At 72.4% G+C, this 25314-nt stretch carries 20 protein-coding genes and 1 pseudogene; 8 read left to right on the top strand and 13 right to left on the bottom strand.

Features of this window, described 5'->3' with window-relative positions; translation table 11 throughout:
* Positions 1-49 precede the first annotated feature (49 nt).
* Positions 50-2530 (bottom strand): DNA helicase PcrA, encoded by a 2481-nt coding sequence (gene pcrA / locus ACWEEU_RS10190; RefSeq protein WP_451730639.1) that lies wholly within the window; start codon positions 2528-2530, stop codon positions 50-52.
* 248 nt (positions 2531-2778) lie between these two features.
* Between pcrA and ACWEEU_RS10185 the strand changes: the two genes are divergently transcribed.
* Positions 2779-3792 (top strand): tellurite resistance/C4-dicarboxylate transporter family protein, encoded by a 1014-nt coding sequence (locus tag ACWEEU_RS10185; protein ID WP_385747801.1) that lies wholly within the window; start codon positions 2779-2781, stop codon positions 3790-3792.
* Here ACWEEU_RS10185 and ACWEEU_RS10180 read toward each other — a convergent pair.
* The gene (locus ACWEEU_RS10180) at positions 3770-4123 is read right to left on the bottom strand and encodes a hypothetical protein (protein ID WP_385747799.1); all 354 of its coding nucleotides are present in this window, start codon (positions 4121-4123) and stop codon (positions 3770-3772) included. The genes ACWEEU_RS10185 and ACWEEU_RS10180 overlap by 23 nt on opposite strands.
* Positions 4124-4492: 369 nt before the next feature.
* On the opposite strand from ACWEEU_RS10180, the gene ACWEEU_RS10175 reads away from it, so the two are divergent.
* Together ACWEEU_RS10175 and ACWEEU_RS10170 are read left to right on the top strand one after the other, a co-directional pair.
* Positions 4493-5596: an NlpC/P60 family protein gene (locus tag ACWEEU_RS10175; protein ID WP_451731013.1), complete on the top strand. Its 1104-nt coding sequence runs from the start codon at positions 4493-4495 to the stop codon at positions 5594-5596.
* A 150-nt stretch (positions 5597-5746) separates the two neighbouring features.
* Positions 5747-6763, top strand: coding sequence for a helix-turn-helix transcriptional regulator (locus ACWEEU_RS10170; protein ID WP_451731010.1), 1017 nt, complete (start codon positions 5747-5749; stop codon positions 6761-6763).
* A gap of 12 nt (positions 6764-6775) precedes the next feature.
* Here ACWEEU_RS10170 and ACWEEU_RS10165 read toward each other — a convergent pair whose 3' ends face one another.
* Both ACWEEU_RS10165 and ACWEEU_RS10160 read right to left on the bottom strand, forming a co-directional pair.
* Positions 6776-7516 (bottom strand): LuxR C-terminal-related transcriptional regulator, encoded by a 741-nt coding sequence (locus ACWEEU_RS10165; protein WP_385747797.1) that lies wholly within the window; start codon positions 7514-7516, stop codon positions 6776-6778.
* Positions 7513-8805, bottom strand: a complete 1293-nt coding sequence (locus ACWEEU_RS10160; protein WP_385747795.1) for an ATP-binding protein — start codon at positions 8803-8805, stop codon at positions 7513-7515. The genes ACWEEU_RS10165 and ACWEEU_RS10160 overlap by 4 nt, the downstream gene beginning before the upstream one ends.
* 222 nt (positions 8806-9027) lie before the next feature.
* On the opposite strand from ACWEEU_RS10160, the gene ACWEEU_RS10155 reads away from it, so the two are divergent.
* A complete protein-coding gene (locus ACWEEU_RS10155; RefSeq protein ID WP_451730634.1) occupies positions 9028-10500 on the top strand; it encodes a PspC domain-containing protein in 1473 nt (490 codons plus the stop codon).
* On the top strand, positions 10487-10699 hold the full coding sequence (locus ACWEEU_RS10150; protein WP_385747791.1) for a hypothetical protein: 213 nt from the start codon (positions 10487-10489) through the stop codon (positions 10697-10699). The genes ACWEEU_RS10155 and ACWEEU_RS10150 overlap by 14 nt, the downstream gene beginning before the upstream one ends.
* A 98-nt stretch (positions 10700-10797) precedes the next feature.
* On the opposite strand, the gene ACWEEU_RS10145 is transcribed toward ACWEEU_RS10150, so the two are convergent.
* The 4 genes from ACWEEU_RS10145 to guaA form a co-directional block, all read right to left on the bottom strand.
* The gene (locus ACWEEU_RS10145) at positions 10798-11328 is read right to left on the bottom strand and encodes a DoxX family protein (protein ID WP_451730631.1); all 531 of its coding nucleotides are present in this window, start codon (positions 11326-11328) and stop codon (positions 10798-10800) included.
* Between the two features lie 191 nt (positions 11329-11519).
* Positions 11520-12806, bottom strand: a complete 1287-nt coding sequence (locus ACWEEU_RS10140) for a hypothetical protein (protein WP_451730628.1) — start codon at positions 12804-12806, stop codon at positions 11520-11522.
* Between the two features lie 204 nt (positions 12807-13010).
* The gene (locus tag ACWEEU_RS10135) at positions 13011-13805 is read right to left on the bottom strand and encodes a class II aldolase/adducin family protein (RefSeq protein ID WP_385747785.1); all 795 of its coding nucleotides are present in this window, start codon (positions 13803-13805) and stop codon (positions 13011-13013) included.
* Positions 13806-13931: 126 nt separating this feature from the next.
* On the bottom strand, positions 13932-15512 hold the full coding sequence (gene guaA / locus ACWEEU_RS10130) for a glutamine-hydrolyzing GMP synthase (RefSeq protein WP_385747783.1): 1581 nt from the start codon (positions 15510-15512) through the stop codon (positions 13932-13934).
* Between the two features lie 318 nt (positions 15513-15830).
* Here guaA and ACWEEU_RS10125 point away from each other — a divergent pair, with 318 nt between their 5' ends.
* Positions 15831-16088: a chorismate mutase gene (locus ACWEEU_RS10125; protein WP_199586180.1), complete on the top strand. Its 258-nt coding sequence runs from the start codon at positions 15831-15833 to the stop codon at positions 16086-16088.
* Positions 16089-16594: 506 nt separating this feature from the next.
* Here the strand turns inward: ACWEEU_RS10125 and ACWEEU_RS10120 are convergent.
* The 3 genes from ACWEEU_RS10120 to ACWEEU_RS10110 all read right to left on the bottom strand — a co-directional run bounded on the left by ACWEEU_RS10120 (position 16595) and on the right by ACWEEU_RS10110 (position 21063).
* Positions 16595-18412, bottom strand: a complete 1818-nt coding sequence (locus ACWEEU_RS10120; protein ID WP_385741708.1) for a GMC family oxidoreductase N-terminal domain-containing protein — start codon at positions 18410-18412, stop codon at positions 16595-16597.
* 48 nt (positions 18413-18460) lie between these two features.
* Entirely contained in the window at positions 18461-20074 is a 1614-nt protein-coding gene (locus ACWEEU_RS10115) for a succinic semialdehyde dehydrogenase (protein WP_451730623.1), read from the bottom strand.
* A 125-nt stretch (positions 20075-20199) separates the two neighbouring features.
* A complete protein-coding gene (locus tag ACWEEU_RS10110; protein ID WP_385741702.1) occupies positions 20200-21063 on the bottom strand; it encodes a serine/threonine-protein kinase in 864 nt (287 codons plus the stop codon).
* Between the two features lie 152 nt (positions 21064-21215).
* Between ACWEEU_RS10110 and ACWEEU_RS10105 the strand changes: the two are divergent.
* Positions 21216-21338: pseudogene (locus ACWEEU_RS10105) on the top strand (AraC family transcriptional regulator); the annotation flags it as partial.
* Between the two features lie 30 nt (positions 21339-21368).
* Here the strand turns inward: ACWEEU_RS10105 and ACWEEU_RS10100 are convergent.
* The gene (locus ACWEEU_RS10100) at positions 21369-23027 is read right to left on the bottom strand and encodes a serine/threonine-protein kinase (RefSeq protein WP_451730621.1); all 1659 of its coding nucleotides are present in this window, start codon (positions 23025-23027) and stop codon (positions 21369-21371) included.
* A 217-nt stretch (positions 23028-23244) separates the two neighbouring features.
* Between ACWEEU_RS10100 and ACWEEU_RS10095 the strand changes: the two genes are divergently transcribed.
* Complete coding sequence (locus ACWEEU_RS10095) at positions 23245-23658, top strand: hypothetical protein (protein ID WP_451730618.1); 414 nt, start codon at positions 23245-23247, stop codon at positions 23656-23658.
* 21 nt (positions 23659-23679) lie between these two features.
* On the opposite strand, the gene ACWEEU_RS10090 is transcribed toward ACWEEU_RS10095, so the two are convergent.
* Positions 23680-25284, bottom strand: coding sequence for a serine/threonine-protein kinase (locus ACWEEU_RS10090; RefSeq protein ID WP_451731007.1), 1605 nt, complete (start codon positions 25282-25284; stop codon positions 23680-23682).
* Positions 25285-25314: the final 30 nt, after the last annotated feature.

Raw genomic sequence — 25314 nt, 5'->3', positions numbered from 1 at the left:
AAGGCGGGGGCTCACTCGTCTGCGCGCTCGTCTGCGGCTTCCCGCTCGGCTAGAGCTTCTCGACCGGCGCGTACCGCAGCAGCAGCCGCTTGGCGTTGCCGCCGCCGAAGTCGATCGTGGCCTGCGCCTTGTCGCCCGCACCGGCCACCGCGACGACCGTACCGAGCCCGAACTGGTCGTGCGTGACCCGGTCCCCGACCGCCAGCGCCACCACCGGCTTCTCCGAGGCCCGCCGGGTGGCGAACCCGGACGCGCCCGCCGCCGACGAACGCGAGCGGGACGAGGAGAGCGAGGACGCGATCGAGCCCGCCCGGGAGGATGGCGGCGCGGCCGCCGCACCCGTGCGCTTCCACTCGACGTGGGTGGCCGGGATCTCGTCCAGGAAACGGGAGGGCGGGTTGTACGAGGGCTGGCCCCAGGCGCTGCGCATCGACGCACGGGTGAGGTACAGCCGCTCGCGGGCGCGCGTGATGCCGACGTACGCCAGGCGCCGCTCCTCCTCCAGCTCCTTGGTCTGGTTGAGGGCGCGCATGTGCGGGAACACGCCGTCCTCCATGCCGGTCAGGAAGACGACCGGGAACTCCAGACCCTTGGCGGTGTGCAGGGTCATCAGCGTGATGACGCCGTCGCCGTCCTCCTCGTCGGGGATCTGGTCGGAGTCCGCGACGAGGGCGACCTTCTCCAGGAAGTCGGCCAGGGTGCCCTGGTCCTCGCTGTCCTCGCGCTCCTGCTCGAACTCCAGGGCCACGGCGGCGAGTTCCTGGAGGTTCTCGATGCGGGTCTCGTCCTGCGGGTCGGTGGACGCCTGCAACTCGGCGAGATATCCGGTGCGTTCGAGGACGGCCTCCAGGATGGTGGCCGGTCCCGCGCCGGACTCGACGATCGTGCGCAGGTCCTCCATCAGCGTGTTGAACCGCTTGACCGCGTTGGCGGAGCGCGCGGCCATGCCGTACGCCTCGTCCACCCGCTTCAGCGCCTGCGGGAAGCTGATCTTCTCGCGCTGGGCGAGGGCGTCGATCATCGCCTCGGCGCGTTCGCCGATGCCCCGCTTGGGCACGTTGAGGATGCGGCGCATCGGCACGGAGTCCTCGGGGTTGGCGAGGACGCGCAGGTAGGCCAGGACGTCCCGGACCTCCTTGCGCTCGTAGAAGCGGACACCGCCGACGACCTTGTAGGGCAGGCCGACGCGGATGAAGATCTCCTCGAAGACACGGGACTGGGCGTTGGTGCGGTAGAACACCGCGACGTCCCCGGCCTTGGCGTCGCCCGCGTCGGTGAGGCGGTCTATCTCCTCGGCGACGAACTGGGCCTCGTCGTGCTCGTTGTCCGCGACGTAGCCGACGATGCCCGCGCCCTGGCCCGCGTTGGTCCACAGGTTCTTCGGGCGGCGGGACTCGTTGCGCTCGATGACCGCGTTGGCGGCGGAGAGGATGGTCTGCGTGGAGCGGTAGTTCTGCTCCAGCAGGATCGTCGTCGCGTTCGGGTAGTCCTCCTCGAACTGGAGGATGTTGCGGATCGTCGCGCCCCGGAAGGCGTAGATCGACTGGTCCGCGTCACCGACGACGCACAGCTCGGCGGGCGGCAGGTCGGCCTCGCTCGGCGGCACGTCCTCGTCGTGGGCACCGGTGCCGACCAGCTCTCGCACCAGGGCGTACTGCGCGTGATTGGTGTCCTGGTACTCGTCGACCATGACGTGCCGGAAGCGGCGGCGGTAGTGCTCGGCCACGTCCGGGAAGGCGCGCAGCAGGTTGACCGTCGTCATGATCAGGTCGTCGAAGTCGAGCGCGTTGGCCTCGCGCAGCCGCGACTGGTAGAGCGCGTACGCCTGGGCGAGGGTCTTCTCGAAACCGTCGGTGGCCTGGGCGGCGAATTCCTCCTCGTCGATCAGCTCGTTCTTGAGGTTGCTGATCTTGGCGCTGAAGGACTTGGGCGAGTAGCGCTTGGGGTCGAGGTCCAGGTCGCGGCAGACCAGGGCCATCAGGCGCTTGCTGTCGGCAGCGTCGTAGATCGAGAACGACGAGGTGAAGCCGAGCTTCTTCGACTCGCGGCGCAGGATGCGGACGCAGGCGCTGTGGAAGGTCATGACCCACATCGCGTTCGCGCGCGGGCCGACGAGCTGCTCGACACGCTCCTTCATCTCGCCCGCGGCCTTGTTGGTGAAGGTGATCGCGAGGATCTGGCCCGGGTGCACATGCCGCTCGGCGAGGAGGTGGGCGATGCGGTGGGTCAGCACACGCGTCTTGCCGGAGCCGGCGCCCGCGACGATGAGCAGCGGGGAGCCCGCGTGCACGACCGCGGCACGCTGGTTCTCGTTCAGCCCGTCCAGGAGGGCCGCCGCGTCGATCGCGGGGCGCGGGGCGCCGTCGCGGTAGTGCGCGTCGCGGTCCGGCGGCAGGTCGAACTTCCCGCCGAACAGATCGTCCGGAATCGACTCCGGAGCGTGCTCGTCCTCGGGCGGTGGGGGCTGTTCCTCGTGGCCGTGCGGGGCCTGGAGGTCCGCCAGGAAGCTGTCGTCAAAGAGGCTGCTCATCGCTCTACGAGTCTAGGGCGCCGCACCGACAACCGGTCGCCACGTGGAGAACCCGGTCGCAATTCCGGGGAGTTGATCTCGATGGAGCGGGGGTGGAGCGGCGTACGGCCTGGTCGGAGCGGGCCGGGGTGATGTGGCCCACGTCGGCGCGGACCCGGCCGGGCGGGGGATCCCGGGCGCGCGTCCTTTCGAGCCCCACGCGCGCGTGCCCTCCGGTCCGGGGCGGCACCGCTCCCTAGCATCGGGGCATGTCCGGCATCTCAGGTCTGCGCGCGTGGTGGTGGGAACGCCCTCCGGCGGCGGGTACCGCCGTGATGGCGACCGCCGTCGTCTCGATCGGCCTGCGGCTGGCCGGCGCCGAAACGGTGTCCCTGGTCTTCCTGGCGCTCGCCTGCGTCGGCTGGCTCGCCCTGGGCGCCGATTTCGCCCTGCGGCTGGCCCGGCAGCGGGAGCGCTGGCTGACCGAGGCCCGCACCCCGGGGGCGCTGACCGCCGTGGCCGCGACGGCGGTGCTCGGCACCCGCTTCGCGCTGCTCGGCTGGTCCGTGGTGGCCGAGGCGCTGCTGGCGCTGGCGGCCCTGTTCTGGCCGGTGCTGCTCTACGTCGTCACCCGGCACTGGGGTCACAGAATGCCCGGAGCGGTGTTCCTGTGTTGTGTGGCCACACAGGCGCTCGCGGTACTGGCGGCCACGCTCGCCGGAACCGAGGCGGTGGCGTGGCTCGCGCACACCGCGCTGGTGCTGTTCGGGGTGGGTCTGCTGCTCTACGGCCTCGCCCTGCCGCGCTTCGATCGGCGCGAGCTGACGCGGGGGGCCGGCGACCACTGGATCGCGGGCGGCGCGCTGTCCATCTCGGCGCTGGCCGGGGCCCGGCTGATCGCCGCCGACAGCCCGCGGCTGTACCTGTGGAACCTGGACGACAGCGGCGTCCTGCGCGACGTGACGGCCGCCCTGCTCGTCCTCGACCTGGCCTGGTACGCGGTCCTGCTGGTGGCGGAGCTGGCGCGCCCGCGTCCGCGCTACGGCCTCGGACGCTGGGCGACGGCCTTCTCGATGGGGATGACGGGGGCGACGACACTGGCGGTCGCCGCCGCCCTGCACATCGGCTGGCTGCGGGTGCCGGGCCACGTGCTGGTGTGGGTCTCGTTCGCGGTGTGGCTGGCAGCCGCCACGGGCGCGGTGCTCACGGCGCGGACCGGGGCCCGGGACGGTCAGGACGACGGCCCCGAGGGGTCCGGCGTCACGTCCACAGCACGGCGATGAAGACGTTCGCCACGGTCAGCGCGCCGACCAGCGCGAAAGAGCCCTTGTCGACCTTCTCCTCGTCGCGCTTCACATAGACCAGGCCGAGGATCACGATCAGCAAGGCCAGCTTGATGCCGATCTTGATGGTGTTGACGTGGTGGCCCTGAGCCTCGTTGAGGCCGACCAGGATCACGCCGGTGACCAGCATGGTGAACGCGCCGTGCAACATGCCCGGGACGAAGCGGGCGGTGCCTCGGCCCATCGCCTTCATCTGGGTGAGGAAACCGCCGAGCAGCGCGGCGATGCCGATGATGTGCAGGCCGACGAAGAGATGGATGAGTACGTCCATGCCCCGGAGCCTAGCGGGGGTGTGCCGTAGCACCTCTCCCGCCCCATGTGTCCGCAATGCACTCATCGGTCACCAGACCGCGCGAAGGCGGCGCCCCCACTTCGGCGTACCGGTCGCAAACGATCCCCGTCCGGCCCGTAGCAGACAATTCCGCACACCCGTTACCAAGCTGTCACACACCCGCCTAGCGTCCTCCCCCAGGTGACCGGCTCCCCACGCCGCCCGGACCAGGGGCGGCAGCCGGACACCACCGCCGAGGAACGTCCGGTGGCCGCCCGTCTCCCCTGTGCGGGCGGGCACCGGACACCGGCCGCTCGAGTCGTACGGGTCCTCGGCCGTACGAGTCCAGGGAAGGACGTGACGGTCCAGGTGGCAACGCACCGGAGGCCCCGACATCGCTCGCTGGGTGGCAACACCGCCCGCACGGCCGCGACCCTCGCCCTCGCGGGGGCGGCGACCGCGACAGCCTTCGAGGGAGTCGGCCACGCCGAGCCTCAGCTCACCCCGGCGCAGGTCAGGACCAGAGTGGACACGCTGTACCGGGAGGCGGAGAGCGCCACCGAGAAGTACGACGGCGCCAAGGAGAAGGCGGACGCGGCGCGCCGGCGGCTGAACACCCTCCAGGACGAGACCGCCCGCAGGCAGGACCGGCTGAACACCGCCCGCGACGCCCTCGGCACCTACGCGGCGGCCCAGTACCGCGACGGCTCCATCTCGCCCACCTGGCAGCTCGCCCTCTCCGGCGACCCCGACCGCTATCTGGACGGCGCCGCCCTCGCCGAGCGCGTCGGCGACCAGCAGGCCGGTGCCGTCAGCCGGGTCCGCACCCAGCTCCGCGAGATCGAGCAGTTGCGCGGCGCCGCCCGCGTCGAGCTGAAGTCGCTGCGCGCCCGCCAGGCGGAGCTGAAGCGGCAGAAGAAGACGGTCACCACGAAGCTGCGTGAGGCCCAGCGGCTCCTGCACCGGCTCACTCCCCGGGAGCGGAAGAAGGTCACCGGCACCGCCCCGGCCCACGCCGGCCGCGCCACCACGGCCGCCCACCCGGCCGGCGCGCACACCCCGCACAACGGCACCCCCGGAACCGGCGTGGTGAAGGCGCCCGGCGCCCCGGCCGTGGCCTCCGGCTCCCGCGCCGCCGCGGCCGTCGCCTACGCCTACCGCAAGCTCGGCAGCCCCTACGTCTGGGGCGCCACCGGCCCTCATGCCTTCGACTGCTCGGGTCTCGTCCAGGCCGCCTACCGCTCCGCCGGGATCTCCCTCCCCCGCACCACCTACGCCCAGATCAACGCCGGACGGCGCGTCTCGCGCTCCCAGCTCCGCCCTGGTGACCTGGTGTTCTTCTACTCCGGCGTCAGCCATGTGGGCCTCTACATCGGAGGCGGAAAGATGATCCACGCCCCGAACCCCTCGGCGCCGGTGCGCATCGCACCGATCAGTCAGATGCCGTTCGCCGGGGCGACACGGGTGGTGTGAGGGCGCCCCCGCGCGCCCGGGATCAGGGCGCCGCCGGCCGGGAAGGACAGCGCGGCCAGGGCCGGGTTCGCCGAGGATCATGCGTTCATCGAAAAGGGGCTTCACTGCCACCCCGTGTCAGTGGAGTCGGCGAGGATGGCGCGCGTGGCCATGACCGCGAGCCGTCTGCTCTCCCTCGTCCTGCTCCTGCAGAATCGCGGCCGCATGACGGCCCGGCAGCTCGCCGCCGAGCTGGATGTCTCGGTCCGCACGGTCTACCGCGACGTGGACGCGCTGTCCGCCGCGGGTGTCCCGGTCTACGGCGAGCCGGGCCACTCGGGCGGGTTCTCACTGGTCGAGGGCTATCGCACCCGGCTGACCGGACTGCACGGAGCCGAGGCGGACGCGCTCGCCCTGGCCGGTCTGCCCGGTCCCGCCTCCGAACTGGGTCTCGGCGCCGATCTCGCGGCGGCCCAGCTCAAGCTCGACGCGGCCCTGCCACCGGCGCTGCGCGAGCGGGCGACACGGGTCCGCGAGCGGTTCCACCTGGACACCTCGCGCTGGTACCGCGAGGCCGAGCAGGTCCCCCGGCTCACCGCCGTCGCCGAGGCGGTGTGGAACCGGCGGACGCTGCGCGTGCTCTACCGCCGCTGGGCCGAGCCCCGGGAGGTGGAGCGCGAGCTCTGTCCGCTCGGCATCGTCTTGAAGGCCGGGCTCTGGTACGTGGTGGCGCAGTCCGCAGGCCGGACGGGGAGCGAGGCGAGGGGCGCCGCCGTCCGGACCTACCGGGTGTCGCAGATCCTGCGGCTGACCGACGCCGGCGGCGAGCCCTTCGAGCGGCCCACCGGCTTCGACCTGACCGCGTACTGGCGTGACTGGATCGCCGGTTTCGACGCGCACCGCTTCCGGGACCGCGCGGTGCTCCGGCTCTCGGCGCAGGCGTGGCGGCGGTTCCCGGAGCAGGTGGACGCGGCGGTCCTGGCATCCGCCGAGACCCATGCGGGACGGCCCGACCCGCAGGGACGGGTCCGTACGGTCGTCCCGATCGAGTCGGTCGAGCACGCCACCGTCGAGGTGCTGCGGCTCGGGCCGGGCGTCGAGGTACTCGAACCCCCACAGCTGCGGGAGGCGGTGGCCGACGCCGCCCGCGCGCTGCTGCGGCTCCACGAGGCGCCGGACCCGGCCTGACGGCCGCCGCGGTCACACCAGGCGGCGCGCCGTCGCCCAGCGGGTCAGCTCGTGACGGTTGGACAACTGGAGCTTGCGCAGGACCGCCGAGACGTGGGACTCGACCGTCTTCACCGAGATGTAGAGCTGCTTGGCGATCTCCTTGTAGGCGTAGCCCCGGGCGATCAGGCGCAGCACCTCGCGTTCCCGCTGGGTGAGGCGGTCCATGTCCTCGTCGACCGGCGGGGCGTCGGTGGACGCGAAGGCGTCCAGGACGAAACCGGCCAGGCGCGGGGAGAAGACCGCGTCGCCCTCCTGGACCCGGAAGATCGAGGCGACGAGATCGGTGCCCGTGATCGTCTTGGTGACATAGCCCCGGGCGCCGCCCCGGATCACCCCGATCACGTCCTCCGCCGCGTCCGACACGGACAGCGCGAGGAACCGCACCGGCCGCTCGGGGTCGGCCATCAGCGCGGCGCTGCGGCGCAGCACCTCGACCCCGCCACCACCGGGCAGATGGACGTCGAGCAGGACCACCTCGGGCCGCGTCGCGGTGATCACGGCGACCGCCTGGTCGACGTCCGCGGCCTCGCCGACCACCTCGACCCCGGTCCGCTCGGTCTGCCCGATCTCCGCCTGGACCCCCGTGCGGAACATCCGGTGGTCGTCCACGAGCACCACCCGCACACGGCGGCCGGCACCGCCCCCGGCGTCGCGTCCGGGACCGGCCGCCTCCGCCGCCCCCTCCGTGCCGTTCTCGGTCGCGTCGCTCATGCCGTCTTCTCCGCCCTCTCCATCTCCAGCTCGACCTCCGTGCCGCCGTCCGGCACCGACCGCAGCCGGGCCGTGCCGCCGTTGCGCTCCATACGGCCGATGATCGATTCTCTGACGCCCATGCGGTCCGCGGGTATCGAGTCGAGGTCGAAACCTGGCCCGCGGTCGCGGACGGACACGAACACCGTCCTGCCCTCGACCTCCGCGTACACCTGCACGGGACCGCCGTCGCCACCGTACTTGGCGGCGTTCACCATCGCCTCGCGCGCGGCCTGCATCTGCGCGGCCGTCCTCTCGTCCAGCGGGCAGTCGCCGACCACGACGACCTCTATGGGCACGCCGTGCTTGTCCTCCACCTCGGCCGCGCTGCGCCGGACCGCCTCCGCGACCGTGTCCGGCTCGTCGGCCTCGTCCTTGCCGGTGCCCTCCGGCCGGTACAGCCAGGTGCGCAGGTCGCGCTCCTGGGCGCGGGCCAGGCGGCGCACCTCGCCGGCGTTGTCGGCGTTGCGCTGGATCAGGGTCAGGGTGTGCAGCACGGAGTCGTGGACGTGGGCGGCGACCTCGGCGCGCTCCTGGGCCCTGATACGCATCAGGCGCTCCTCGGAGAGGTCCTGGGTGACCCGGACGAGATAGGGGCCGGCGAGCAGCGTGATGCCGACCAGGACGGCGAGCGCGGCCTGGAACACCGCGCCGAGGTGAGCCGCCGAGCCCTGCATGACGAATATGGCGGACACCCCGGCCGTGACCAGCAGCACGCCCACGCCCGCGCGGAGCAGGGTGAGGGTGCGCCGTCTGCTGCCGACCTCGACCCAGCGGGCCCGGCGGGCGTTGTCCGCCTGCCGCCAGACCAGGGCGACACCGGCCGCGACCAGGACGATCGGCAGGAGGTACGCCTTCGCCGTGTTGGTCACGTTGACGCTGCCCACGAAGACCATCGACACGATGACCATGAGCAGCAGGGCGACCATCTGCCCCTTGTCCGGCTTGCGCGCCACGAGTCTGCGGCGGCCGTCCGGGGAGGTCTCGGTGCCGACGAGCGAGGACGGCTTGTGGGCGCCCACACCGCCGACGCCGAGCGGCACGAAGAACCAGAACGCGGCGTAGAGCAGCGCGCCCAGTCCGTTGGCCATGAACAGGCCGACGAAGGCGAGCCGCACCCACACCACGGGCAGCCCGAGGTGCCCGGCGAGGCCCCGCGCCACTCCACCGAGCCAGCGGCCGTCACCGCTGCGGTAGAGCTTGCGCGGCGGCCGCGGGTCTTCGAGGGGCAGTGCTGCGGCTTCCGGCATGTCATCGATGGTCACACGGCCGTGGCAGCGGGTCATCAGGGTCGGCCCCCGAGACTCCCCTGATCTTCGCTCGGGGTACCCCCGATACGGCTGCGGCCGCCCCGACCGGCGGCGGAACCCGGGATTCGAACAGGTCCCCGGTTCCGTCTCAGGGCCGATTTCAGGGTTCGGCCAGGGTTGATCCGACTGCCGGTCCGGCGGCGGAACCGTCACGATGGACGCATGACGGATCACGAGCACGCAGCGACGGGTCCGGGACCTGGCTCCGGCCCGCGCCCGGGCTCGGGAACCGGCACGACGGACGTTCCCGGAGCCACGGGCGGGGCAGGCACTCCCGGTGCGGACGGGACTCCCCCTGCCGCCTCGGACTCCCGCCCCTTCCGGCGCGACCGCAGACACAAGATGATCGCGGGCGTGTGCGCGGGCCTGGGCCGGCAGACGGACATGGACCCGGTGATCTACCGCATCACCCTGGCCGTGCTGGCCGCGACCGGCGGCATCGGTCTGATCTTCTACGGCTTCGCCTGGCTCCTCGTGCCGCAGGACGACGAGGAGGAGAACGAGGTCCGCAAGCTGCTCACCGGCCGGGTGGACGGCCAGGCGCTGGCCGCCGTGCTGTTCGCCCTGGTCGGCTGCGGGGTGGTCCTGACCACGCTGCGCAACGCCGGGGCGCTGACCTTCGCGGTGGTCCTCTCCCTGCTGCTCGCCGGTGCCGGGTACTGGTCGCGTCACCGGGGCACCCCGGACCCCGACCCCTCCCCCAGTTCCCCGAGTGCGCGCCCGCGCTCCGGCCCCATAGCCGCGCAGGCCGCCGCCGACGCCCCGCCGGAGGCACAGGCACCGCCGGTCTCGACGTACTTCCCTTCCTGGTGGCGCGACCCGATAGTCAAGGACGGCACCCATGTCGGTGGCACCGGCTATCTGTGGGGCCCCGGCGACGCCCGCCGGCAGGACGTGACCTCGGTCCTCGACCTGCGCCTGGCCGACCCCTGGCCGCACGACACCGCGCCGCCCCCGCCGAGCCCGGGCACCGGCACCGCGCCCCGCCCCCCGAGACCACGCGGCCCCCGCCGGATCGGCGGCTGGGTGTTCCTCCTGGCCCTCCTGGCGGGCGGCCTGGTCACCGGACTGACCTGGCACACCCATTTGCCGGGCACGAGCCTCCAGCTCGGTCTGGCCAGTGCGCTCGCGGTACTGGGCCTGGGCATGGCCCTCGGCTCGTTCCTCGGGCGCACGGGAGCCGGTACGACCTTCCTGGCGATCCTCACGGCAGCCCTGCTCGCCGGAGTCGCGGCCCTCCCCGCGGATGTCACCACCCAATGGCGCCGGACCACCTGGCGGCCGGCCACCGCGACGGACGTCCGCTCCTCCTACGACCTCGGAACCGGCGCCGCCACCCTCGACCTGAGCCGGGTGCACCCCGCGAAGGACCGGACGGTAACGACTCACGCCGAGGTGGGCGCGGGACGCCTCCGGCTGATCATCCCGGCGGACACGACCGCCAGGGTCCGCATCGATCTCGGCGTCGGCGACGTCCGGTTGCCAGGCGACAACGGAAAGGACATCGACGTGCAGCCGGACCGCCACAAGCAGGTGACGTTCGCCGCGGCCGCGAAGACGAAGCCCGCCGGCACCCTGACGATCGCCCTCGAAGTGGGCGTAGGACAGGTGGTGATCACTCGTGCCGCGCCGTGACTTCCAACCCGGCCGTCTCCTGGCCGGCCTCGCCTTCACCACCGTGGCCGCCCTCTACCTGGGAGACGCCCGGCACCTCTGGCACATCCCCTGGTTCACCGCCCTCCCGATCACCGCGGGCGCCCTGGTCCTGGCGGGCCTCACGGACGGGGTGGCCCGAGCGATACGCGGTCGGCGCAGGACGCCGGAGGACGGCTAGGAGATCGCACTGCGGTCACCGAGGAGCGGTTCACGAGCCCCGTTCGGTCCGCGGGCCGTCACCGGCCCCGGCCTCTTCCCTCGGCTCGCTCTCTGCCCCTACCGGTACCCGCCCATCCCGCGCCTCCGCCGCCCCTGCCACACCGCGTCCAGCGACAGGTACGGCGTCCCCGCCAGGACCAGCGGCAGCCAGGCCATCAGGTAAGGGAGGTCGTTGCCGTAGTAGTACGGCGTGGAGGACCAGCTCACGGTCAGCCAGAGGCTGAGGGAGATCAGGGCGCCGCCGAAGGCGGCGAGGCGGCCGAAGAGGCCGATGAGGATGCCGATGCCGACGGCGAGTTCACCGAAGGCGATGGCATAGCCGAAGCCCACGGGGTTGTGCAGGGCCAGGTCGATGAGGGCCGGGACGGCCGCGGAGTCGCGGGCCGAGCGCATCGTGTCGCCGATGGAACCCGCGCCGCCGGACTTCAGGAACGCGCTGTCGGTGAGCTTGTCCAGCCCCGCGTAGACGAAGGTCACTCCGAGGAAGACCCGGAGCGGGAGGAGTGAGTAGCGGACGGCGGTCTCCCGCCAGGTGTGACCGCCGTCCAGTCGGGAGGTGTGCGTGTCCATACGCATACCGTGAGTCATCACTGCCAGCCGCCTCTCGCTCGCCGTGCCGGACCCCTCAACAGGACGATACGTATGACAAACGGGGCCGGTTCAATCCTCCCCCGGCGGTTTTTCCGGTTATCGGGCGCATCGGCACGCCGCACCGGGCGACCGGGGAAGGCGACGACCGGGGGACTCGCACGAACGGCGGACTCGGACGAACGGCGGACTCAGTCGACGACGTCGACCGGGTACCGGTTGGTCCCCACCCCGGCCGCCGTCACGACCTGGACCTCGACCGGGCCGGGCTCGACCTCGGCCGGTACGGGCACCGTCAGGACGCTGTCCGTCGGGTTGCGGAAGCCGCCGGGGACCGGGACCAGGGGGACGTGGACGTCGACCACGCCGATGCGGACGACCAGACGGGCGAGCCGGTCGGCGCCCTGCGCGCCGGGCGGGACGAAGCCGCTGCCGCGGATCTCGATGTCGTCCCCGGTGCGGATCGGGCCGTCCAGGTCGCCCGGCTCACGGGCGCGGACCACGGAGAGGATCACCGGGCGGCCGCCCTCGGCGTACTTCCCGGCGAGGTAGGTGGCGGCGGAGATCAGCACCACGACCGCGAGACCCCAGGGCAGGTCGGGCAACTGGTCGGGGCGACGGCCGAGGCGGACGGCGGCGAAGAGGAGGGCGACGGCACTGATGACGACGTACTGGATGTCGGCGAAGGCACCCCGCCCCGCGTCGTCGGTGAGCAGGTCGGCGGCGCGCGGCCGGTGCGCGGAGACCTTCTGGAGCCGCTGGCCCAGCACGCGCAGTCCGACCACCCGGCGGACCAGGACGGCGATGCCGCAGACCACCGCGAGCACGGTCACCACGCCCACGCCGCGCGCGAGGTCGAGGCCCGCGATCAGGGCGTCGCGTTCGGCGGGGTCGGAGGCGGCGGCGAGCCGGCCTGCCAGGAGCAGGACGGCGTAGGCGACGAAGAGCACCCAGGAAGCGGCGACGGTACGGGAGGTGGACATGCGGTTGTCCTCGCCGATCACCGGGGCGAGCACCCCACCGCGCCCGCGGTGGAACCAGGAGGCGGCGGTCAGCGCGCCCGCGACGACCACGGCGGCGAGCAGACCGGCGGTGCGGGCGTTGCTCCAGCCCGCGCCGATCGCGGTGAGCGCCTGCGCGAGGAGCAGGACGACGACCCCGCCCCACGCCACGCACACGGTCCGCGTCCACAGCCCGGCCAGCCATGCCTCGCCCTCCGCGCGGCCGCGCTCGGCGATGGTCTCCGCGCGCTGGGTCAGCTCGGCGGACACCCACTGCCGGGACGCCGAGGCCGAGTGGGCCACCGCCTGGGGCAGCCCGTGACCGGCCGCGAACTCGTCACGGCGGCGCAGGAACGCGGCGACCGCGCGCCGGTGTCCCTCACGCGCGCCGTGCGGGCAGTCGCCGCAGGTGCAGCCGCCCGTGTGGGCGCCGTCGGCGTCCGCCGACGCGCCCCGTCTCGCCTCCTGTACCGCCACAACCCCCGACCGCCTTCCCCGCGAATCCGGACCCGGCCGAAGTCACCCACAGCGCGCACTTCGGCCCCAACACAACTCCCCTGTGATCAGAGCGAATTGTGCCCTACCTCGGGGCGCCGGTCGCAGCCGGTCCGAGTCGTGGCGGGTGAAGCGCGTGTCGCCGTGTTGACGCCGCGCGACCCCGCACGCCCCGGTACGACCTCCTCAGCTCAACAGGTCCGGCTCGCTCCGGCTGATGTCCTGCCAGAGCGGCTGGTAGTTGATCCACGCCACCAGGTCGCCGCCGAGCTGTTCCCGGGTGGCGACGGCGAGCTTGTGGTCGATGAGGACGGGGCGTCCGGCGGCGCGCGCGGTGAGCTGGACCTGGCAGGAGCGTTCCAGGGACATGAACCACCAGGCGGCGGCGTCCACCGAGTCCCCGACGGTGAGCAGTCCGTGGTTGCGCAGGACCAGCGCCTTGCGGGACCCGAGCGCGTCCGCGATACGGCGGCCCTCCTCGGCGTCGACGGTGACGCCGGTGTAGGCGTCGTAGAGCGCGATGTCCTCGTAGAAGGCGCAGCTCTCCTGGGTGAGGGGGTCGATGAGGTCGCCGAGGGCGGCGAGGGCGCGGCCGTGCACCGAGTGGCAGTGGGCGACGGCGACGACGTCGGGGCGGGCCGCGTGCACCTGGGCGTGGACGGTGAAGGCGGCCTGGTTCACGTGGTAGCGCCCCTCGACGACCTGGCCGTCCTGGTTGGCGAGGACGAGGTCGCTCACGGTGACGTGCTTGAAGGGCATCCCGAACGGGTTGACCCAGAAGCAGTCGCTGTATTCGGGATCGCGCGCGGTGATGTGCCCGGACACCCCGTCCTCGAACCCCGCCCGCCCGAAGAGCCGCAGGGCGCCCGCGAGACGTTCCTTGCGGTGGCGGCGTTCGTCCTCGACCGACTCGTGCATGGGCGGCATCGCGAACCGCAGCCGTTCGGTGGGCATGGGCGAGGGAGGGGTGGGCCGCTGCATGGGTCCTCCAGCGCTGGGAGTGCTTTACGGACCGGAACGTACCGTCGTGCGGCGCGTACCAAAAGAGGTGGAACGGCCGGAGCCGTTCCACCTCCGGTGGAGCTGGTCAGAGGACCCGCGCCGGGGTCACTCCCACTCGATGGTGCCCGGCGGCTTGGAGGTCACGTCGACGACGACACGGTTGACGTCGCGGACCTCGTTGGTGATCCGGGTGGAGATCTTCGCCAGCACGTCGTAGGGCAGCCGGGACCAGTCGGCGGTCATGGCGTCCTCGGAGGAGACCGGGCGCAGGACGATCGGGTGGCCGTAGGTGCGGCCGTCGCCCTGGACGCCGACCGAGCGGACGTCCGCCAGCAGGACCACCGGGCACTGCCAGATCTCACGGTCGAGACCGGCGGCGGTCAGCTCCTCACGGGCGATGGCGTCGGCCTCGCGCAGCAGGTCCAGGCGCTCCTTGGTGACCTCACCGACGATGCGGATGCCGAGGCCGGGGCCGGGGAAGGGCTGGCGCTGGACGATCTCCTCCGGCAGGCCCAGCTCCTGGCCGACCATGCGGACCTCGTCCTTGAACAGCTTGCGCAGCGGCTCGATGAGGCGGAACTCGAGGTCCTCGGGGAGGCCGCCGACGTTGTGGTGCGACTTGATGTTGGCGGTGCCGGTGCCGCCGCCGGACTCGACCACGTCCGGGTACAGGGTGCCCTGGACCAGGAACTCCACGGCCGGGCCCTCGTCCGCGATGATCTCGGCCTGGGCCTGCTCGAAGACGCGGATGAACTCGCGGCCGATGATCTTCCGCTTCTCCTCGGGGTCGGAGACCCCGGCGAGCGCCTTGAGGAAGCGCTCCTCGGCGTCGACGACCTTGAGCTGGACGCCGGTGGCCGCGACGAAGTCCTTCTCGACCTGCTCGGTCTCCCCCTTGCGCATCAGACCGTGGTCGACGTAGACGCAGGTGAGCTGGGAGCCGATGGCCTTCTGCACGAGGGCCGCGGCGACGGCGGAGTCCACGCCGCCGGACAGGCCGCAGATGGCGCGCTTGTCGCCGACCTGCTCGCGGATCGCGGCGACCTGCTCCTCGATCACGTTGCCCGTGGTCCAGGACGGGGTCAGACCCGCGCCCCGGTACAGGAAGTGCTCCAGGACCTGCTGGCCGTGCGTGGAGTGCATGACCTCGGGGTGGTACTGGACGCCGTAGAGCCGCTTCTCGTCGTTCTCGAAGGCGGCGACCGGGACCACGTCCGTGGAGGCGGTCACGGAGAAGCCCTCGGGGGCGGCGGAGCAGGCGTCGCCGTGCGACATCCACACGTGCTGCTCGTCCGGGGTGCCCTCGAAGAGGGTGGAGCCGGACTTGGAGACGTGCAGGTCGGTGCGGCCGTACTCGCGGGCGCCGGTGTTGTCGACGGTGCCGCCGAGGGTCTGCGCCATGAGCTGGAAGCCGTAGCACATGCCGAAGACGGGGACACCGGCCTCGAACAGGGCGCGGTCGAGCTGGGGGGCGTTCTCCTCGTAGACCGAGGAGGGGCCTCCGGAGAGGATGATCGCCGCGGGGTTCTTGGCGAGCATCTCGGCGACCGGCATGGTGCTGGGCACGATCTCGCTGTAGACCCGCGCCTCGCGGACGCGACGGGCGATGAGCTGGGCGTACTGCGCGCCGAAGTCGACGACCAGAACGGTGTCGGGGGCGGCGGCAGACTGGGTCGCTGATGACACGGGGTGCCTTCCGGCGGTTGGGCGGGGGTCTGTATGACCGATTCTAACGGGGCGGGCCGGGGCACCCTCCCCGTGCGCCGGGCGGCCCGGGAGAAACCGGGACCGGGCCCCGAGCGGCCGTGGCATACTGGCCGCATGTTCACGCAGACGACCTTCGTCTTTACCTATGGCAACCGGCCCGCCGGCTGCCATGGTCGTGCTGCTTGAGCCAACGCCAAGCACTTACCAGGCGCCCCGGGCCGACAAGGCCCGGGGCGCCTGTCGTTTTCCGGGTTCTGTCACCGCCGGGTCGCGCCCCTTCTTCGAGGAGCCCCGAACATGACCACCGTCACCGCGGAAGAGACCATCGCCGGCGCCCGTGAGCGCATCGACGCCCTGGACGACCGCATCCTCGGTCTCGTCCAGGAGCGCATGGCCGTCTCCGCCGTCGTCCAGGAGGCCCGCATCGCCTCCGGCGGCCGCCGGGTGAGCCTGTCGCGCGAGATGGAGATCCTCGGCCGCTACCGCGACGCTCTCGGCAAGCCCGGCACGACGCTCGCGATGACCCTGCTGGAGCTGTGCCGGGGCCGCGTCTGAATCCGGGCGCCGCGCGGGTCAAGGGCCGTATCTGAGTTCGGTGCCGCTCTCACCCGTACGGCGCGTGACCGCCGCGCGCGCCGCTTCGTTGTTCCCGGTGTCCGTGCCAGCCAGGGGCGGGCCCGACAGAACCACGCGTGGCTCGCTGGAGCGATGAGGCGTACGGGTCGTGCCGTGCGCCGTGGGACCTCGCTCCAGGAAAGTGATCGGACGGCAGGGGACAGCAGCCCGGTCACCCAAGAGAAACGGTCGGCTCCGGGGACGCCCGGGGCCGTCCGGCGGAAAACCGTACATACAGCACAGCACTCTCACCCTGTGACCGACGCCACACCGGAAATACCCCTGCGGCGGCGCAACCCTTCCGTGCCCTCACCGATCGAACCTGCTGCCGGATCAAGAAAACGGTAAGCGTCGAGGGACCTGCGTTCGGAGGGGGACACAGGTCCCTCGTGGCATGTCCGGGCCCTGGCGCGCTCCAGCTCCCGGAATCTCCGCCCCGGAGAGCCTCAGTCCCGCTTCGGCACCGCCGGCACCTTCAGCAGCGGCAGCCGCAGCGCCCCGAACGCCTCCGCCGGGACCGCCGGACTGCGCGGTGCCACGGGCTTCAGCCGCTCGTACGCCACTCCCTGCGCCGGGCGCGGGTCCTCCTCACCCTTGTTCGGCCAGTACGACATGGCCCGCTCGGCCTGCGCGGTGATGGTGAGCGACGGGTTGACGCCGAGGTTCGCGGAGACGGCGGCGCCGTCGACCACCGAGATGCCGGGGTGGCCGTAGAGCCGGTGGTACGGGTCGATCACGCCGGTCTCCGGGGAGTCCCCGATGGGGCAGCCGCCGAGGAAGTGCGCGGTGAGCGGGGTGCCCATCAGCTCGCCCACGTTGCTGCCCGGGAAGCCGTTGATCTCGGCGGCGAGCGCGGAGGCGGCCTCGGTGGCGGCCTTGATCTGGGTCGGGTTGGGGGCGCCGTGCCCCTGCCGGGCGGTGAGCAGGCCCTTGCCGATGCCGCCGGGCTTCAGATAGGTGGTGAGGGAGTTGTCCAGCGACTGCATCACCAGGCCGATGATGGTCCGCTCCGACCAGCGCCGGTTGGAGACCGAGCGGGCGAGCTGCACCGGGTGCCGCACGGCGTGCGCGAGCCAGCCGAGGACGCGCGAGGAGCCCTCGGCGTAGGGCACCTGGAGGATGGTGAGGCCGCCCATCGAGTTGGAGCCCTTGCCGTAGCGGACCGGCTCGATGTGGGTGTTGTCGTCCGGGTGGACGGAGGACGTGATGGCCACCCCGCGCGTGAAGTCGACCTTGTCCGCCCCGTGTGCCTTGCGGTAGCGGCGGTCGTCGGTCTGGGCGCCGACCAGGGCCTCGGAGTTGGTGCGGGTGAGGTCACCCAACCGGTTGGAGAGATAGGGCAGTTGACGCCCCGCCTTCATGCGGTGCAGCAGGGTCTGGGTGCCGTAGGTCCCGGCCGCGAGGACGACACGGCGGGCGGTGAAGAGCCGCCCCTCGCCGGTGCGTTTGCGGTCGGTGGGCAGGGTGGCGACGGCGTAGCCGCCGCGCGAGTCGTCCGTGACCGAGACGACCGTGGTGAGCGGGTGGACGACCGCGCCCGCCTTCTCCGCGAGATACAGGTAGTTCTCGTTGAGGGTGTTCTTGGCGCCGTGGCGGCAGCCGGTCATGCACTCGCCGCACTCGGTGCAGGCCCGGCGCTCGGGACCCGCGCCGCCGAAGTACGGGTCCGCGACCTTCTCCCCCGGCCGCGCCTTCGCGGTGCCGTCGGCGTCCTCGCCGTCGCCGAAGAACACGCCGACCGGCGCCATGTGGAAGGTGTCGCCCACGCCCATCCGCGCGGCGGCGGCGCGCAGATGGGTGTCGGAGGGGGTCACGGTCGGGTTGAGCCGGACGCCGAGCATCCGTTTCGCCTGGTCGTAGTACGGCTTCAGCTCCTCCTGCCAGTCGGTGATGTCGCGCCACTGGGGGTCGTCGAAGAACGCCTTCGGCGGTACGTAGAGGGTGTTGGCGTAGTTCAGCGAGCCGCCGCCGACGCCCGCGCCGGCCAGCACCATGACGTTGCCGAGCAGATGGATGCGCTGGATGCCGTAGAGGCCGAGCTTGGGGGCCCACAGGTAGTTGCGCAGGTCCCAGGAGTTCTTGGGGAGGGTGTCGCGGGTGAAGCGGCGGCCGGCTTCCAGGACGCCGACGCGGTACCCCTTCTCGGTCAGGCGCAGGGCGGTCACCGAACCGCCGAAGCCGGAGCCGACCACGAGCACGTCGTAGTCGTAACCGTCGTCGCGCCCTTCCTCGTTCGGGGTCTGGACAGTCTTCTCCTGCGACACGTGCTCTCCTCGTCGAGAACGGCGGTGGTACGGCGGGGCGGGTGGGGGTCAGCGGAAGCGGAAGGCCTTCATCAGCTTGAGGCTGCGGCTCATGAAGGCGGCGTAGGCGGCGTCGTCCATGCCGAGCGAGGGGGCCATGGGGAGCAGGCGCTGCTGGGCGACCGTCTGGGCCTCGGTGTACTTGAGGATGCCCTCGGAGCCGTGGCGGCGGCCGAGACCGGAGTCCTTCATGCCGCCCATCGGGGACTGGACGCTGCCGTAGGCGGGGGCGTAGCCCTCGTTGACGTTGACGGTGCCGGTGCGCAGCCGGGCGGCGACGTCCCGGCCGCGGCGGGAGCTCTCGGTCCACACCGAGGCGTTGAGGCCGTACGGCGTGGCGTTGGCGCGCTCGACCGCCTCGTCGTCGGTGCGGAAGCGGTAGACGGAGACGACCGGGCCGAAGGTCTCCTCCTCGCACACGGCCATGGTGTCCTCGACGCCGTCGAGGACGGTGGGCTCGAAGAAGTACGGACCAACGTCCGGCCGCGCGACACCGCCCGCGAGCACCTTGGCGCCCTTGGCGACGGCGTCCTGGACATGGCGCTCGACGGCCTTGAGCTGGCGTTCCCCGGCGAGGGAGCCCATGTCGGCACCGTAGGCGAGGGAGTTGCCCAGGCGCAGGGCGCGGGTGCGGGCGGTGAAGCGGTCGAGGAAGGCGTCGGCGACGGACTCGTGGACGTACAACCGCTCGATGGAGATGCAGAGTTGGCCGGCCGAGGAGAAGCAGGCGCGGACGGCGCCCGCGGCGGCCTTCTCGATGTCGGCGTCCTGGAGCACCAGCATCGCGTTCTTGCCGCCGAGTTCGAGGGAGACGCCGACCAGGCGGGCGGCGGCGCCCTGAGCGACCTCACGGCCGGTACGGGTGGAGCCGGTGAAGGAGACGTAGTCGGCGTGCTTGACCAACTCGGGTCCCACGACCGGGCCTTCACCGAGGACGACCTGGAAGACGTCGGCGGGCAGCCCCGCCTCGATCAGCAGGTCGCGGGCCCACAGGGCGGTCAGACAGGTCTCGGTGTCGGGCTTCATCACCACCGCGTTGCCCGCGGCGAAGGCGGGCAGCGCGTCGCCGACCGACAGCTCCAGGGGGTAGTTCCAGGGCGCGATCTGGCCCACCACCCCGCGCGGCTGCCGGAGTTCGGTGACCTTGGTGAGGGCGGGGATGGCGCCGGTATGCCGCTTGGGACGCAGGTACGCGGGGGCCTTGCGGCCGTAGTGGCGGGCCGCGACGGCGACGGCCTGCACCTCCTCGTGGGCGTGCAACCGGGCCTTGCCGGTCTCCAGTTGGACGAGGTCGAGGACCTCGGACTGGCGCTCCAGGAGCAGGTCGTGGAAGCGGAGCAGGACGGCCGCGCGCTGGCGCACCGGGGTCCGCTCCCAGACGGTCTGTGCCGCGCGGGCCGCCTGGAACGCCTTGAGTACGTCCTCGGGCGTGGACTCGGGCAGGTCGGCCAGCTTCTCGCCGGTGAAGGGGGTGTGGTTGGCGGTACGGCCCGAGCCGGTCACGCCCTTGGTCAACTGGGCCACCAGCTCCGGGGTGACCACGTCGGCGGCGGTGCGGACGCCTTCGGGGGCCGGGGCGAGCGGGTTGGTTCCGGTGGTTTCCGGGGCCTGCGAGTCCGTCATGAGCCGCAGGGTATGCCGGGCCGGACGCTTTGTGTACCCGTCGGTAATGCCCTTTCACCGGTCGCACACATCACGCCAGTGATCACTGGCGACAAACGCGCTGATCAGGGCGTTGTCGGCGCGGATCAGCGGGCCGCGTCGGAAACGAGGGCGGCCGCGGATTCGGCCGGCGCGACAGCGGCGGCCCGGTCCCGAGACACGGAACCGGCGGCCCGCTCCGGCGATACGGCACCGGCCGCACCGTCGGCTCCCACGGCACGGCACGCCTCCAGCGCCGCCGCCACCTCGTCCGCCGCAGGCCGCGCCGCCGGGGACGTGGCGCGCAGGCGGTCCAGGAGCGGGGCGAGCGGACCGGGGTCGCCGCCCTCGACCGCCAGGGCGAGCAGGGCGCCGAGGGACCACAGGTCGGAGGCGGGTCCCGCGCCGGGTCCGGAGGCGTGTTCCGGGGCGACGAAACCGGCCGGAGCCGCCTCGGCGTGGCCGTCCCCGATGCCGAAGTCGGTGACGAGGACCCGTCCGGTGCCGGACTCGACGAGCACGTTGGCGGGCTTGATGTCCCGGTGCACGATGCCGACCGCGTGCGCCGCCCGCAGCGCGGCGAGCACGGCGAGCCCGACCCGCGCGGCCTCGGCGGACGGCAGCGGGCCGCGTGCCACGACCTCGCTCAACGACTCGCCCTCGACCAACTCCATGACGATCCAGGGAAGTCCGTCCTCGGTGACCACCTCACGCGGTGTCAGGGCGCCGGGGTGGCGCACCCGGGCGGCGGCGCGTGCCTCACGGTGGAGCCGGTGCGCGATCCGCGCGCTCTCCTCGTCGTCGGCCGGACTCCCGGGCAGCGACGGCTCCTTGACGGCGACCTCGCCTCCGTCCCGCTCGTCCCGGGCGCGCCAGACGGTGCCGGTCGGACCGGACCCGATACGGGCGACGAGCCGGTAGCGTCCGCCGATCAGCCGTCCCCCGGACGCGAGTTCACCGTCTCCGCTCATGCCCCATGAGTACCGTGCGCACCCCGCCCTTGTCGAAGGGTCAGGCGTTCCGGAAGACGAACTCACCGCCCCTCTTCGAGACGCGCACCGCACCACTTCCCCCGAAGTGCGCGAAAATCGCCAACTCTCTTTTTTGGAGCGCTCGTTCAAGCACCCGGACCACCCTGGCCCGCCGCTTCACCGCGCCGGCCGGGCGGCCGCCGATGGCGTACCCGACCTGGTGGCGGCTGAGGCTGGCCGCCACCGCGCTGCGCGCCCCGGACGCGGCGCGGGCGGCGCGCGGCGCTGCCCGCTGCCGAGGGGACTCAGCGCGCCGTCACCGTGAACGTCCCGACCGCCACGTCGAAGTACTCCCGCGCCTCGCGCACCTTGCCGACCGGAGCCGACACCCACACGTCGTACATCCGGCCGTCCTCCTCCCAGCACAGGTCGTAGGTGTGCCGGGCGCCCTCGGCGGTGCTGAAGCCGTTCCAGGTGAACTCCCAGAGCGCGGCGGGGTGTCCGGCGCGGGTGGTCTCGGTGACCCGGCCGTCGCGGTAGCCGGGATTGGTGTCGGCGCCGTCGGCGGCGGCCCGGTCGAGGACGGCCGCGGGACCGCCGGTCTCGGGGCGGGCGACCTTCACGCCGAGCCGGAAGGTGTCGCCGGCGGAGAAGTAGAAGACCCGCTCACCCTGCCGTTCACGGGTGAACGCCGATGGCACGGCGAGGGAGAACCCGGCCGGGTCGCGGGCGGTGCGGTAACCGGAGGGCGCGAGGGGAACGGCCGGGGTGGTGGGGGTCGCTGGGGCGCTCGGGGTGTGCGAGGGGCTGAGGGTGCCGGTCGGGGCGCGGGTCGCCGTGGTGCCGGGGGTGCCGCCGCGTTCGCCGCCGTTCTGGTGCGCCAGCAGGACCGCCGCCGACGCCGCGGCTCCCGCGACCGCCGCCACCAGCAGCGCGGCCACCAGGGCACCCCGGCTCGGCCACTTCGTGCCGGGCGCCTGGACGGGGGCGGCGACGACCGGGGGTGCCGCGTGCTCGGTCGGCGGGTGCGGGGTGTCGCCCGTACGGTCCGGGTGGGCGGCGGATCTGACGGCGCGGGCCGCGTTCAGCAGCCGGGGTGTGCGGGTCGGGGTGCCGGGCGGGGGCGGCGTGCGGCCCGTCTCCAGGTAGGTGCGCAGCATGTGTTCGGCGTCGGCCGCGTCGAGCCGTCGTTCGGGGTCGCGCTCCAGCAGGCCCCGGATGACCGGCAGCAGCGGCTCGGCCTCGGTGGGCGGCCGGATGTCGTCGCTGACGACGGCGTGCAGGATGCCGCCGAGCGAGTCGCGGCGGAACGGCGACTCGCCGCTGAGCGCCGTGCACAGCAGCGCCCCGAGCGACCACAGGTCGGCCGCCGGGCCGCTGCGCAGGCCCGACATCCGCTCGGGCGCGGTGTATTCGGGCGAGCCGACGAAGGAGCCGGTCTCGGTGAGCGTGGTGGCGCCCGCGACCCGGGCGATGCCGAAGTCGGTGAGGACGGCGCGGTCGGTGCCCGACTCGACGAGGACGTTGGCGGGCTTGATGTCCCGGTGCAGCACTCCGGCGGCGTGCGCGGTGCTGAGCGCGCTCAGCAGGTCGGCGCCGATCCGGGCGGCCTCCTCCGGGGTGAGGGGGCCGCGCTCGGCGATCCGGTCGGCGAGCGAGCCGCCGTCGATCAACTCCATGACGATGTAGGGGCGTTCGTCCTGTTCGACCACGTCGTGCACGACGATGATGTGCGGATGGTGCAACTGCGCCACCGCTCGCGCCTCGCGGAAGGTCCGCTCACGCCGCAGCCGGGCGTCCGCGTCCGGTGCGGAGTCGTCCTGGACGATCTCCTTGACCGCCACCAGCCGGCCCAGCACCTCGTCCTCGGCCCGCCAGACGACGCCCATCCCACCGCGTCCGATGCGCGCCCGGAGGCGGTAACGGCCCGCGACCACACGGAAGTCGTGCCCCTCGGTCCCCATGGCCACCATCATGCCGTACCGGACGCACACCCTCCGTGACGGCGACCAGCCAAGACGAGACGGCCCCACGGGGCCCGGCACGATCGTTTTCGGCCGCGCTCCGTCGTGGAAAAAATACAAAGCACGGTGATTCGCCAAGAGTTATGCCTCGTACGGGACAGAACGGGCGACCGGAATCAGACTGCCCTGTGAATCATGGACGTCTTACCTTTTCCTTATGGGAAACATGTGGAAGCGTCTTTCCGTCACCAGCGTCGCGGCGGTGGCGATTTTCGCCACGGCCACCGTGACCAACGCCAGCGCGGCGAGCGGCGGAGCCGCCTGCTCTGTCACCGGCGCCTCGGGGAGTCTCACGTTCACCAACTGGACCTCCCACCACGTGGACATCAGCGGCTGGGTCAAGGACACGGCCGCCGACGGTCACCACGTGGCCATCCGGCTCTACTCCATCGACGACCACACCGGTTGGGTGACGGACTGGCCCTGGCACTCCGAGTACGACGGCAACGGCTCGACCCTTTCCTTCAGCACCTACGCGTCGCCCACCGGTGACGCGCTCGACTACATCGGCGCCCAGGTGGCGGTCATGGAAGGAAGCAAGATCGTCCGTACCTGCTCGGACGGCGCCTGAGCCTCGCCCGTCCCGTGCGGATCAGTCCTTCCGGAAGCTCCGCAGGATCCAGTCGAACTGCTTGCTGGTGGTGGGCCAGTCGTCGGCCGGTGACGCTTCGTAGAGGGCGTACTCGGTGCCGTCACCGTCCATGAAACCGACGTCGATGGCGTGATAGGGCCCCGGGAAGTAGTGCGGCGCGTCCTTGGCCAGCGCGTTCCACGTGTACTCCCAGTGGGCGCCCGGCTGGTCGCGGAAGACCTCCTCCTTGAGGCTGAGCCGCTTGTACTCCTGGAACCGCAGCCGGTGCGAGACCTGCTGGTCCAGGTTGCTCAGGTGGTCGTACGAGGTGGGGAAGTCCGGCGCGGTGTCGACGGCGACGCGCACGAGGTGCTTGCCCTTGTCGGGCGAGTAGTCGACCTGCCGCAGGCCGTCCTGGTCGATGGAGACGGAGCGCTTCCAGCCCTTGGGCAGCGAGAGGCTGAAGCCCACCGGGTCGTCGTGGCGCTCCCAGCCGACCGGGACGCCGCCGGTGCCCTTCGTGGGCGTGCCGGTCGGCTCCGGCGCGTGGGTGGGGTCGGCCGTGTTCGTCGTGTGCCTCGACGCGCCCCATTTCTGGTAGCCGACGGCGGCGGCCGCGCCGAGGACGACCGCGAGGACGACGACGAGGGCGACGGTGCGGTTGCGGTGTCTGCGCCGCACCACCCCGGTGCGGGGCGTGGCGGGCACCGGCGCCGTCGGACTGGTCGCCGTCGGGATGCCGGGGAGGCCCGTGCCGGCGGTGGGGGTCGTGCCCGCGCCCTGTTGCGCGGGCACGCGGACCGGGTGGGTCGCGCGGCCCTCGGACACGTCGGAGAGCATCCGTTCCGCGTCCTCGGCGGTCGGACGCAGTGCCGGTTCCTTCTGGAGGAGGGCGGAGATGACGGGGCCGAGGGGGCCCGCGTGCTGCGGGGGTGCCTCCCGCTCCTCGACGACCGCCTGCATGGTGGTGAGCGGCGAGGTGCGGCGGAAGGGCGAGTGGCCCTCGACCGCCGTGTAGAGCGTGGCGCCGAGCGCCCACAGATCGGACGCCGGGCCCGGGTCGTGACCGCGCACCCGCTCCGGGGCGAGGTAGTCGACCGAGCCGACGACCTCTCCGGTGCGGGTGATGGTGGCGTCGCCCTCGATCTGGGCGATGCCGAAGTCGGTGAGCAGGACGCGCCGGTCGCGGCCGAGCAGAACGTTGCCGGGCTTGATGTCGCGGTGCAGCACCCCCGCCCCGTGCGCGGCGCGCAGCGCCCGCAGCACCCACAGGCCGACGCGCGCGGCCTCGCGCGGCTCGATGCGACCGCGCTCCTTCACCGCGTCGGCCAGCGACTCGCCCTCGACCAGCTCCATCACGATCCAAGGGCGGCCGTCGTGTTCGAGCACGTCGTGCACGGTGACGACGGCGGAGTGGTTGATGCGCGCGGCGGCGCGGGCCTCGGCACGGGTACGGGCCAGCAGGACGCTCTGCTCGCTGTCGGAGACGTAGAGCGCGGCGGTCAGCTCCTTGACGGCGACCTTCCGGTGCAGCACCTCGTCGTGGGCACGCCACACTCGGCCCATGCCGCCGCTGCCGATGGAATCGGCGAGCCGGTAGCGGCCCGCTATGAGCAGGCCCTGCATCTGATTCACGTTGCCCCGCAATGCTCTTGA

This window comes from Streptomyces sp. NPDC005004 (assembly GCF_053600675.1).
This window is presented reverse-complemented; position numbering and strand designations above follow the sequence as displayed.